Source organism: Pseudarthrobacter sp. NPDC058119 (assembly GCF_042884655.1).
GTDB lineage: Bacteria > Actinomycetota > Actinomycetes > Actinomycetales > Micrococcaceae > Arthrobacter.
In genome coordinates, this window is record NZ_JBHVTN010000007.1 from 205,390 (window position 1) to 216,833 (window position 11,444).

Here is an 11,444-nt window from a genome sequence, read left to right on the forward strand (position 1 = left end):
TGTCCGGCAGCAACGGACTTTGAAGTCCTCCGGCCGGCAGGTTGCCCGCGGCAGCCTGCCGGCCGAACACATATCAAGAACTTTTGGAGATCACGTGACTACGTCAACGAACGGCGCCTTCGACCGCAAGCCCTTCATCGCGGGCAACTGGAAAATGAACATGGACCACGTGCAGGGCATCACCCTGCTGCAGAAACTCGCCTGGACGCTGTCCGACGCGAAGCATGACTACAGCCGCGTCGAGGTTGCGGTCTTCCCGCCGTTCACCGACCTCCGCGGCGTCCAGACCCTGGTCCAGGGCGACGACCTGGAGGTCGCCTACGGTGGGCAGGACCTTTCGCAGTTCGATTCGGGGGCGTACACCGGTGACATTTCCGGGCAGTTCCTGAACAAGCTCGGCTGCAAGTACGTGCTGGTGGGCCACAGCGAACGCCGCACCATCCACAACGAGTCAGACGACGTCCTCAACGCCAAGGTCAAGGCGGCCTTCAAGCACGGCGTTACCCCGGTCCTCTGCGTCGGCGAGGGTCTGGAGATCCGCCAGGCCGGGACCCACGTTGAGCACACGCTGCAGCAGCTCCGCGCCGGCGTCGCGGGCCTCACCAACGAGCAGGCTTCTGACCTCGTTGTTGCCTACGAGCCCGTCTGGGCCATTGGCACCGGCGAGGTGGCCGGTCCGGAGGACGCACAGGAGATGTGCGCCGCCATCCGGGCCGAACTGGAAAAGCTGTTCGGCGCTGACGTAGCGGCCAAGACGCGCCTGCTCTACGGCGGCTCGGTCAAGGCCAACAATGCCGCGGCCATCCTGCAGGAACGCGACGTGGACGGTGTCCTGGTAGGCGGTGCCAGCCTTGACCCCGCCGAGTTTGCTAATATTGTCAGGTTCGAGAGCCACTTGGTGACGGACTAGTCTGCCACCGGTACATACTCCCGCAAATCCAACTTTCGAAAGGCCGTCGTGGACGTTCTTCATGTCATTCTGCAGATCCTCCTGGGGATCACCAGCCTCCTGCTGACGCTGCTGATCCTCCTGCACAAGGGACGGGGCGGCGGGCTGTCAGATATGTTCGGTGGCGGCATGAGTTCAGGGCTCAGCTCTTCAGGAGTGGCAGAACGCAACCTGAACCGCTTCACCATCATCCTGGGTGTCACCTGGGGCGTCGTGATCATCGCGCTCGGGCTCATCATGCGGTTCAGCGGCACCGCTGACTCTTAAATACTTCGCTGGATAGGGTCCAGTGGCACTCCCGCCACGCGGCTCCCGCCCCTAAACTGTGGCTGTAGGTTCACCCGGCAGCCACAGTTTTTGGTTTAAGCTGCAGGGCTCCGGTTACTGCGTCGAGGGAGGAGTTTTCATGGTCCATCCGTCATCAGGCTTTCGGGGCACCCGCGCCGGGGTGGTTGCGGGCTCCGGTTCGAGCCTGCAACCCAACGACTTATCCGCGGGTTCCCCCCCGCGGATCCGCGTTTCCTACTGGTGTGCCAAGGGCCATGAGACCCAGCCGGTGTTCCTGAAGATGCCCGAGGACCAGATTCCCCGTACCTGGGACTGCCGGCGGTGCGGCGCGCCCGCTTCCAGGGACGGCCAGGCGGCAGCCGACGACCCCTTCGAGGACGGCTATAAAAGCCACCTTGAATACGTTAAAGAACGGCGCTCCGGCCAGGACGCCGAAGACGTCCTGGCCGGAGCGCTGGAGAAGCTACGCGCCCGCGGCGTCCTTCCGGACCAGTTGCTCGGGGACGCGTGAGGCAGCGTTCTCGTCTATAAGCCACAAGGTGCGTGACGTTCCGCGGGGTCCCGATGCAGGCACCTGCACCGGGTTCGCCCCGGCCAGGGCGAGGCCCACGGCTCCGGCCTTGTCCTCGCCCGCCACAACCATCCAGACCTCGGCTGCCGTGTTGATGGCAGGCAGGGTCAGGGAGATGCGCAGCGGGGGCGGCTTGGGGGAATTCCGCACACCCACCACCGTGCGCTCCTTCTCACGGACTCCGGCCTGCTCAGGGAACAGCGAAGCAATGTGGGCGTCAGGACCCACACCCAGCAGAACGACGTCCAGGCGGGGGAGTGCGGATGGTTCCTCGGGCCTGTCGTCGGACATGTCAGCCGCGTGCTCGGCCGCTGCGGCTTCACGCAACTGGCGTGCATAGTCCTCAGCCGCTTCCTCGGGCGTGTCGAACTCATCGGACGAACCCGGCGAGTGCACCCGTTCCGGGTCCACTGGAATGTGCGACAGCAAGGCGTCGAAAGCCTGTTTCGTATTCCGTTCCGGATCCTTGGAACCAACGAAGCGTTCGTCACCCCACCAGAAGTTGACCTTGGACCAGTCGACGGCGGGCGCTGCCGGGGAGTCCGCAACAGCTTTCAGCGTCCCGATTCCCACGGTTCCCCCGGTGAGCACCACCGTGGCTTCGCCGTACTTGTCCTGGACATCAACGAGCTTGGTGATCAGGCGTGCCGCTATGGCGGCCATGAGGACGGACGAATCAGGATGGATACTTACTCGTGGGTCAACGCTCACTGGGTCGGACGCTCCTTAGATTGGTACGTGGCAGTCCAATAGTAATCACTTCGCCAAATACTTCGTCGGGGTCCAGGCGGCGGAGTTCTTCGGCGAGGCAGTCGCGGAGGCTGCGGCGCGGGAGGGAGATCCGTTGGGCGGGCTGGCCCGGCTGGGTGAGTTCGGCGATGGAAAGACCCGGGCGGAACAGCTGGACGTCGCCGCCGGGGCGGCTGAGGCGGACGCGGCGGATGCCGGTCCCGGCCGGGTCCGCGACGATGGTCACCGGGGCGTCCAGGGTCAGGGTCAGCCACGCTGCCAGCAGGATAGTGGAGGGCGAGTCCGAGGCACCCTCAACCGCCACTGCCGTCACCGGCGAAGAATCCACTTCGTCCAGGGCGGCTGCGAGTTGGATGCGCCAGTTGGTCAGGCGCGTCCAGGCGAGGTCGGTGTCCCCGGCCTTGTAGGTTCGGTGGATCCGTTCCAGGGCGGCCTGGGGGTCGGGTTCGTTTGCGGAGTCGGTGATCCGGCGGTGCGCGATGGCGCCGATGGAGGTTTCGCAGGCGTTCTCGGGGGCGCCGTGCGGCCACCACGCCACGATCGGTGCGTCCGGGAGCAGCAGCGCCGCGACCAGGGACTCGGATTCGTGCGCGAGCTGCCCGTAGCCGCGCAGCACAATGACCTCGGAGGCGCCGGCATCCCCGCCCACCCGGATCTGCGCGTCGAGCCGGTCCTGGGACTCCTTCCCGGCGTCGGCGAGCACGATGATCCGGCAGGGGTGTTCCCGCGACGCGTCGTTGGCGGCCTCGATCGCTTCTTCCTCGAGCCCGGACTTGGTCACGACGACGAGGGTCAGGACACGGCCCAGGGCGATGACCCCGCCTTGCTCGCGCAGGGCCATGAGCTTCTTGGAGACCTTCGAGGTGGTGGTATCGGGCAGGTTTACGATCATGGCCTTCTCCAGGTTCGTCCGTCACGGGCCAGCAACTCATCGGCGCTGGCCGGGCCCCAGGAGCCGGGGGCGTAGGGTTCGGGCTGTTCTGACAGGGATGCCCAGTATTCCTCGAACGGGTCAAGGATCTTCCAGGACAGCTCCACTTCCTCGTGCCGGGGGAAAAGCGGCGGCTCACCGAGCAGCACGTCCAGGATCAACCGTTCGTAGGCTTCCGGGGAGGACTCGGTGAACGAGTGCCCGTAGCCGAAGTCCATGGTGACGTCCCGGACTTCCATCTGCGTGCCGGGGACCTTGGACCCGAACCTGATGGTCACGCCCTCGTCGGGCTGGACGCGGATGACCACCGCGTTCTGCCCGAAATCGTCCTCGCCGTGGTCGGTGAACAGCAGATTGGGGGCGCGCTTGAACACCACCGCGATTTCCGTGACCCGGCGGCCCAGGCGTTTTCCGGCGCGCAGGTAGAACGGCACCCCGGACCAGCGGCGGGTGTGGATGTCCACCCGGACCGCGGCATAGGTTTCCGTGGTGGAATCGGCGGGAATGCCTTCCTCTTCCAGGTACCCCAGGACCTGCTCGCCGCCCTGCCAGCCGCCGGTGAACTGCCCCCGCGCCGAGTGAGTGGACAGGTCCTCCGGCAGCTTGACCGCTGCCAGGACCTTTTCCTTCTCCGCCCGCAGGTCATCGGCGTTGAACGAGATGGGCTCCTCCATCGCCGTCAGCGCGAGCAGCTGCAGCAGGTGGTTCTGGATCACGTCCCGCGCCGCGCCGACACCGTCGTAGTAGCCTGCCCGGCCACCGGTCCCGATGTCCTCGGCCATGGTGATCTGGACGTGGTCCACGTAGTTCGCGTTCCACAGCGGCTCGAACAACTGGTTCGCAAAGCGCAGCGCCAGGATGTTCTGCACCGTTTCCTTGCCCAGGTAATGGTCAATCCGGAACACCGCATCCGGAGGGAACACCGATTCGACAATGTCGTTCAGCTGCCGGGCCGATTCCAGGTCGTGGCCGAACGGCTTCTCGATGACCACGCGGCGCCACTTGTCGCCGTCGGCCTGCGCCAGGCCGTGCTTGGACAGCTGCCGGCAGACCTGCTCGAACGCCTTCGGCGGGATCGAGAGGTAGAACGCGTGGTTCCCCCGGGTGCCCCGGACGTCGTCGAGTTCCTTGATCGTTTCGCCCAGCCGCTCAAAGGCCGCGTCGTCGTCGAACTCGCCCTGGACAAACCGGATGCCCTCGGACAGCTGGTTCCAGACCGCCTCATCAAACGGGGTCCGGGCGTGGGCCTGCACCGAGGCCTTCACCTCGGCGGCGAAATCCTCCTTGTCCCACTCGCGGCGGGCGAAACCCACCAACGCGAAACTCGGCGGCAACAGGCCACGGTTGGCCAGGTCATAGACCGCCGGCATGAGCTTCTTGCGGGCAAGGTCGCCCGTGACCCCGAAAAGGACCAACGAGGACGGACCGGCGATCCGGTTCAAACGGCGGTCACGCGGATCGCGCAGCGGATTGCGCCCGCGGCCCGTGCCTTTCCGGCCGTATTCAGTTTCTGGCATGGTTGCTTTTGTGCCTTAGCTTTCGGTTGCGGATGCGCGGGTGGACAGTGCAGCGACGACGTCCTGCAGCTGCGCCACGCCGGCGGCACGGTCGGTGAGGTGGAGTCGCAGCACGGGACGGCCGTGCTCACCCAGGACCTGGGCGTCGCCGGCAGCCTGGGCGGCGATGAGCTCCCCGAAGGTGAAGGGACGGTCCGGGATGCCCAGGTCCTCAGCAGGAGCGGCAGTGACCTGGAGGAACACGCCGATGGCCGGCCCGCCCTTGTGGAACTGCCCGGTGGAGTGAAGGAACCGCGGGCCCCAGCCGAAGGTCACCGGGCGGCCGGTGCCCGCTGCCAGGTCGTCGCGGACACCTTCGAGTCCGGCGAACGCCAACCGGTCAAAATACGCCTGCACGCTCAGGTAGCTGTCGGACGCCAACGTGCCCAGGAGTGCCTTGACTGCATCCTCAGCGGTAGCGGCGTCACCCAGCCAGTCTCCGCCGCGGACCTCGATGGCGCCGTCGACGAACGCTGCCGGAGTGGGTTCCGGCTGGGCGTCCAGCAACCCGCGTGCCGCTACCTTCGCGGCTTCGACGTCGGGCTGGTCGAAGGGGTTGATCCCCAGCAGGCGGCCCGCCACGGCGGTGGCGAATTCCCACACCATCATCTGGGTGGCGAGGCCGCCGGCAATGGCTGCTTGGTTCTCGCCCAGTTCGATGTCGGCATCGGCTGCCACGAGCCGGACCACCAGCACGTCCGGAGCGCCGGACGTTACCTCCGGGGCCTGCGGACCAGCGACCACCGGCAGGATGCCCGTTCCCAGCTTGCCGGTGGACTCCGCGATGAGCTGCTCAGCCCAGTCGGCGAAGCCAACGATGCCCGAGCCGTCCTCAGCGATGACGATCTTGTTCCGCAGCGGGCTGGTCCCGCCCAGGGTGGCACCCAGGGCCAGCCCGATGTTGTCCGCGGCATCATCGTTGAGGATCTCCGCAGCTTCCTCCGCCTCGTCCAGGAAAGCCTGGATATCCACCCCGGCCAAGCCGGAGGGAACCAGGCCAAACGCGGTCAGTGCCGAGTAGCGGCCACCGACATTGGGGTCGGCGTTGAAGACCGCCCGGTAGCCGGCCTCCCGGGAGGCTTTGTCCAGCGGCGAACCGGGGTCGGTCACGATGATGATCCGGCTCTTGGCGTCTACCCCGGCCTCGGTGAAGGCCTGCTCGAAGATCCGCCGCTGGGAGTCCGTTTCCAGGGTGGAGCCGGACTTGGACGAGACCACAATTGCCGTATGGGCCAGCCGGTCGGCGAGGGCGGCACGGACCTGGTCCGGGTCCGTGCTGTCCAGCACTGTCAGCTCGACGCCTGCCGTGCCCGCGATGACCTCGGGGGCCAGCGAGGACCCGCCCATGCCGCAAAGCACGATCCGGGTCACGCCCTCGGACCGCAGCGCGTCCCGGAGTTCCAGGATGTCCTTGACCAAAGGCTGTGAAACCGTGGCGGCCTCAACCCAGCCCAGGCGGATCGCTGATTCGGACTCGGCATCCGGACCCCACAGAGTGTGGTCCTTCGCGAAAATCCGGGTGGCGACCCGGTCCTGGACCAGGCCGGGAAGGTGCTGTTCAAGCGCCTGCTGTGCAGCGCCGGTGGCGTCGAAGCTGAGAGTGCTCATAGGTGTTAGGAAGCCTTTCGTGCAGAGGCGAGGGCGCCTTCGACGTCGGCCAGGAGTTCCTTCCAGCTGGCCACGAACTTGTCCAGGCCTTCGGTTTCAAGGAGTGCGACGACGTCATTGTAGGAGACACCGAGCTTTTCGAGTGCGTCGAGGGTTGCGTTTGCCTCCTCATAGGTACCGGAGACGGTGTCGCCGGTGACCACGCCGTGGTCGAAGGTGGCATCGAGGGTCTTTTCCGGCATGGTGTTCACGACGCCGGGGGCCACGAGTTCAGTGACGTAAAGGGTGTCCGGGTAGGCCGGGTCCTTCACGCCGGTGGAGGCCCACAGGGGACGCTGGGGGAGTGCACCGGCGTCAGCCAGGAGGGCCCAGCGCTCGGTGGCAAAGAGCTCCTTGTAGACCTGGTAGGCCAGGCGGGCGTTGGCGACGCCTGCCTTGCCCTTGAGGGCCTTGGCTTCTTCGGTCCCGATCTTGTCGAGGCGCTTGTCGATCTCGGTGTCAACGCGGGAAACAAAGAATGATGCGACCGAGTGGATCTTTGAAAGATCGTGCCCGTTTTCCTTGGCCTGCTCCAGTCCGGACTGGAAGGCGTTGATGACTGCGCGGTACCGCTCCAGGGAGAAGATCAGCGTGACGTTGACGCTGATGCCCTCTGCCAGGGTGGCCGTGATGGCTTCGAGGCCCTCGACGGTTGCGGGGATCTTGATGTGGACGTTGGCCTTGTTGACGCGCTGGTAGAGGTGCTTGGCCTCGGTGATGGTCCCCGCGGTGTTCCACGCAAGCCTGGGGTCGACCTCGATGGAGACCCGGCCATCGATTCCCCGGGTAGCGGCGGCTACGGGGGCGAACAGGTCGCAGGCGTCGGCGACGTCGGTGGTGGTGATCTCGAAGATCGTGTCCTCCACGCTGGCGCCCTCTGCGGCCTTGGCGGCGATGATGTGGTCGTAGTCGGTGCCGGATGTGATGGCCGCGTGGAAGATGGACGGGTTGGTGGTTACGCCAACGACGTTCTTTTCTTCAATGAGCTTGCGGAGGGTGCCGGTTTCCAGGCGTCCGCGGGAGAGGTCGTCGAGCCAGATGGAAACGCCGGCGTCGGAGAGCTGCTGGGTGGGAGTTGTCATTGTTCTATCTCCTAAAAGTTTAGGTTTCAGGCCTGAAGGCCGGCGAGGGAGTCCTTGGCGGCGGCGGTCACTGCTTCCGCAGTGATGCCGAACTCCTGGAAGAGGCGCTTGTAGTCTGCGGAAGCGCCGTAGTGCTCGAGGCTGATGGAACGGCCTGCGTCGCCGACGAATTCGCGCCAGCTAAGGGCCAGCCCGGCTTCAACGGACACGCGTGCCTTGACTGCCGCGGGCAGGACCGATTCGCGGTAGGCGGCATCCTGCTTCTTGAACCATTCAACGCAGGGCATGGACACGACGCGGGCGGCGATGCCGTCGGCCTGGAGCGCCTCGCGGGCCTGGACGGCCAGCTGGACCTCGGAACCGGTGGCAATCAGGATTACGTCGGCCGGGACGGTGGCGCCGTCCTTCGATGCCTCGGCCAGGACGTAGCCGCCCTTCGCCACGCCTGCCGTCGATGCGAAAGTATCGCCGTCGGCGTCGCCCTCGCCGCGTTCCCACGTGGGGATGTTCTGGCGGGTCAGGACGATGCCTGCGGGGTTGGCGTGGTTTTCCAGCATGGTCTTCCAAGCGGCTGCCACTTCGTTTGCGTCGCCGGGGCGGACGACGTCGAGGCCCACGATGGCGCGCAGCGAGGCGAGCTGTTCCACGGGCTGGTGGGTGGGACCGTCCTCGCCCAGGCCGATGGAGTCGTGCGTCCAGACGTACAGGGACGGGACGCCCATCAGGGCGCCGAGGCGGATGGCAGGGCGCTGGTAGTCGCTGAAGATCAGGAAGGTGCCGGAGAACGCGCGGGTGTTGCCGGCCAGGCTGATGCCGTTCACGATTGATGCCGCGGCGTGCTCACGGATACCAAAGTGCAGTACCCGGCCGTACGGGTTGCCCGACCAGGCGCCGGTCTGCTTGGACGCCGGCACGAAGGACGGGGAACCTTCGATGGTGGTGTTGTTGGACTCTGCCAGGTCGGCGGAGCCGCCCCACAATTCGGGCAGGACCGGGCCGAGGGCGTTCAGGACCTTGCCGGAGGCTGCTCGGGTGGAGACATCCTTGCCGGCCGGGAAGACCGGAAGCGCGGCGTCGACGTCGGCAGGAAGTTCCTGCGCCTCCATGCGCTGGAGGAGGGCGGCGCCTTCGGGGTTGGCTGCCTGCCAGGCGTTGAAGGATTCTTCCCATTCCTTGTGCTCGGCGGCGCCACGTTCCACTACTGCGCGGGCGTGGTCCAGGACTTCCTGGTCCACCTCGAAGGACTTTGCGGGGTCGAAGCCCAGCACCTCCTTCAGCGCGGCAACCTCGTCGGCGCCGAGGGCGGAACCGTGGATCTTGCCGGTGTTCTGCTTCTTGGGAGCCGGGTAGCCGATGATGGTGCGCAGCGAAATGATGGACGGCTTGGAGGTCTCGGCCTTGGCCGCGAGCAGGGCGCTGTAAAGCTCCTGGACGTCTTCCTTGTATTCGCCGGTCCGGGTCCAGTCCACGCGCTGGGTGTGCCAGCCGTAGGCTTCGTAGCGCTTCAGGACATCCTCGGTGAACGCGATGTCGGTGTCGTCCTCGATGGAGATGTGGTTCTCGTCGTAGATCACCACGAGGTTGCCCAGCTCCTGGTGGCCCGCCAGCGAGGAAGCCTCGGCCGTGACGCCTTCCTGTAGGTCGCCGTCGGACGCGATGACCCAGATGGTGTGGTCGAACGGCGACTCACCGGCCGGGGCGTCGGCGTCGAACAGGCCACGCTGGCGGCGCTGGGAGTAGGCGAAGCCGACCGAGGACGCGAGGCCCTGGCCGAGCGGGCCGGTGGTGATCTCCACGCCGGCGGTGTGCTTGTACTCAGGGTGGCCGGGGGTGAGTGAGCCCCAGGTGCGCAGCGCCTCAAGGTCCTTCAGTTCCAACCCGTAGCCCGAGAGGAACAGCTGGATGTACAGCGTCAGGGAGGTGTGGCCGGGGGACAGGATAAACCGGTCGCGGCCCAGCCACTGCGGATCCCGCGGGTCATGGCGCATCAGCTTCTGGAAGAGAAGGTAGGCGGCCGGTGCCAGGCTCATGGCAGTTCCGGGGTGGCCGTTGCCCACCTTCTCGACGGCGTCCGCGGCCAGGACACGGATGGTGTCCACGGCGCGCTGGTCCAAGCTGGTCCATGACAGTTCTTGCTCTTCCAAATGTGGCACGAAAACCGGGCCCCTCTCTGTGCTGGTGCTGGGTGGTACACCGGATCCGGTCAAGGGTGCTCTGCTTGGCGCCCGCTGCGGTGTGTACCAGCCGTTCACCATCGAAACGTTGATCCTTGCATTCAGTCACGAACAGCAACGGGAATGCGTTTTCCACCGCTTTCTTGCTGCGTGCTGATCTGGTGACAGCTTAGCTCTTATCCATCCTTTGGGCGCCGCAAATCTCACGTTTTGGACGCAATTTCCCCTTTTGTGAATCACTATTTTGGCGGGGTGACTTAATCTGCTCGAATGGGGCCGCGAGCAATCATTTGCGCATATCGCGGGGCAGGGGAAGTGCTTGCGGCGCGGTATGATATTCGGAGGCCAACGCCGGGTGCGCACCCCTATCGCCGCCCGGAATGTCCCGACTGTCGCACGCACCTGGCGCTTTATCCATCCCTGAGTGCCGCGCCCGGGTCCGGGCCGCACGACCGGAGCTGCCCTGCAGCCTCAACTGCCACACAGAACGGGTGACTGCCACCGTGAGCACAACAGATACGCCGCTGAACGCATCCCGGGCCTCCGGCATCGGGTTTGCCCGTAAGGCCAAGGCGTATCTCGCCCTCACCAAACCGCGCGTGATTGAACTGCTCCTGGTCAGCACGCTCCCCACCATGATTTACGCGGAGCGGGGCTTCCCTTCCATCGGGCTGATCCTTGCCACCCTGGTGGGCGGTGCATTCGCCGCCGGCAGCGCGGGAGCATTCAACTGCTACATCGACCGGGACATCGACAAGCTGATGCACCGGACGGAAAACCGGCCGCTCGTCACCGGCGAGGTGACCCCGCGGGAAGCATTGGTCTTCTCCTGGCTGTTGGGCGCGGCTGCCATCGTGATCCTGTGGTTCGGCGCCAATCCGCTCTCCGCCTGGTTGGGCCTGGGCGCCATCTTCTTCTACGTCGTCATCTACACCATGATCCTCAAGCGCCGCACGGCGCAGAACATCGTGTGGGGCGGTGCGGCGGGCTGCTTCCCGGTGCTGATTGCCTGGGCCGCCGTCACCAACTCCGTGGAGTGGCCCGCCGTGATCCTGTTCATGGTGATCTTCCTCTGGACGCCCCCGCACTACTGGCCCCTGTCCATGCGCTACGGCGAGGATTACCGGAATGCCAACGTCCCCATGCTCGGGGCCATTGCCGGGGCCAAGGTGGTCTCCGTCCAGGTGGTGCTGTACGCCTGGGCCATGGTGGCATCCTCCCTGCTGATGATCCCGGCCGGCGGGGCGGGCTGGGTGTACACTGCAACCGCCGTCGTCGCGGGTGCCTGGTTCCTCTATGAATCCCATGCTCTGTACTCCCGTGCCCACCGGGAGGATATCCCGGACAAGCGCGCCATGAAGGTGTTCCACGGTTCCATCAGCTACCTGACGCTGCTCTTCATCGCCCTCGCGGTGGATCCGTTCGTTGGAAGTGCGGTCATGCCCGGCTGACCGGCGCCTCCCGGTGCACGGCGGCCCCCGCTCAACAGCGGGGGC

At 65.9% G+C, this 11,444-nt stretch carries 10 protein-coding genes; 4 read left to right on the forward strand and 6 right to left on the reverse strand.

Annotated features, from left to right (window positions below; genetic code table 11):
* Window positions 1-94 precede the first annotated feature (94 nt).
* From tpiA to ACFVTD_RS15905, 3 genes are all read left to right on the forward strand, one after another.
* Window positions 95-910, forward strand: coding sequence for a triose-phosphate isomerase (gene tpiA, locus ACFVTD_RS15895; RefSeq protein ID WP_387564740.1), 816 nt, complete (start codon window positions 95-97; stop codon window positions 908-910).
* A 48-nt stretch (window positions 911-958) separates the two neighbouring features.
* Entirely contained in the window at window positions 959-1,216 is a 258-nt protein-coding gene (gene secG, locus ACFVTD_RS15900; protein WP_306904099.1) for a preprotein translocase subunit SecG, read from the forward strand.
* Window positions 1,217-1,355: 139 nt separating this feature from the next.
* Window positions 1,356-1,748: an RNA polymerase-binding protein RbpA gene (locus ACFVTD_RS15905; RefSeq protein WP_387564742.1), complete on the forward strand. Its 393-nt coding sequence runs from the start codon at window positions 1,356-1,358 to the stop codon at window positions 1,746-1,748.
* On the opposite strand, the gene pgl is transcribed toward ACFVTD_RS15905, so the two are convergent.
* The 6 genes from pgl to tkt are packed head-to-tail and all read right to left on the reverse strand — an operon-like array spanning window position 1,701 to window position 9,918.
* Window positions 1,701-2,519: a 6-phosphogluconolactonase gene (gene pgl / locus ACFVTD_RS15910; RefSeq protein WP_387564744.1), complete on the reverse strand. Its 819-nt coding sequence runs from the start codon at window positions 2,517-2,519 to the stop codon at window positions 1,701-1,703. The two genes, ACFVTD_RS15905 and pgl, sit on opposite strands and share 48 nt — an antisense overlap.
* A complete protein-coding gene (locus ACFVTD_RS15915; RefSeq protein ID WP_387564746.1) occupies window positions 2,509-3,450 on the reverse strand; it encodes a glucose-6-phosphate dehydrogenase assembly protein OpcA in 942 nt (313 codons plus the stop codon). The genes pgl and ACFVTD_RS15915 overlap by 11 nt, the downstream gene beginning before the upstream one ends.
* Window positions 3,447-5,006, reverse strand: a complete 1,560-nt coding sequence (zwf, locus tag ACFVTD_RS15920; RefSeq protein WP_141160500.1) for a glucose-6-phosphate dehydrogenase — start codon at window positions 5,004-5,006, stop codon at window positions 3,447-3,449. Before zwf ends, ACFVTD_RS15915 begins: the two co-directional genes overlap by 4 nt.
* Window positions 5,007-5,021: 15 nt before the next feature.
* Window positions 5,022-6,653: a glucose-6-phosphate isomerase gene (locus ACFVTD_RS15925; RefSeq protein WP_387564748.1), complete on the reverse strand. Its 1,632-nt coding sequence runs from the start codon at window positions 6,651-6,653 to the stop codon at window positions 5,022-5,024.
* A 5-nt stretch (window positions 6,654-6,658) separates the two neighbouring features.
* Window positions 6,659-7,774: a transaldolase gene (tal, locus tag ACFVTD_RS15930; RefSeq protein WP_387564750.1), complete on the reverse strand. Its 1,116-nt coding sequence runs from the start codon at window positions 7,772-7,774 to the stop codon at window positions 6,659-6,661.
* Between the two features lie 26 nt (window positions 7,775-7,800).
* On the reverse strand, window positions 7,801-9,918 hold the full coding sequence (gene tkt, locus ACFVTD_RS15935; RefSeq protein ID WP_387564914.1) for a transketolase: 2,118 nt from the start codon (window positions 9,916-9,918) through the stop codon (window positions 7,801-7,803).
* Between the two features lie 521 nt (window positions 9,919-10,439).
* Here tkt and ACFVTD_RS15940 point away from each other — a divergent pair.
* On the forward strand, window positions 10,440-11,399 hold the full coding sequence (locus ACFVTD_RS15940) for a heme o synthase (protein WP_387564752.1): 960 nt from the start codon (window positions 10,440-10,442) through the stop codon (window positions 11,397-11,399).
* Window positions 11,400-11,444 lie beyond the last annotated feature (45 nt).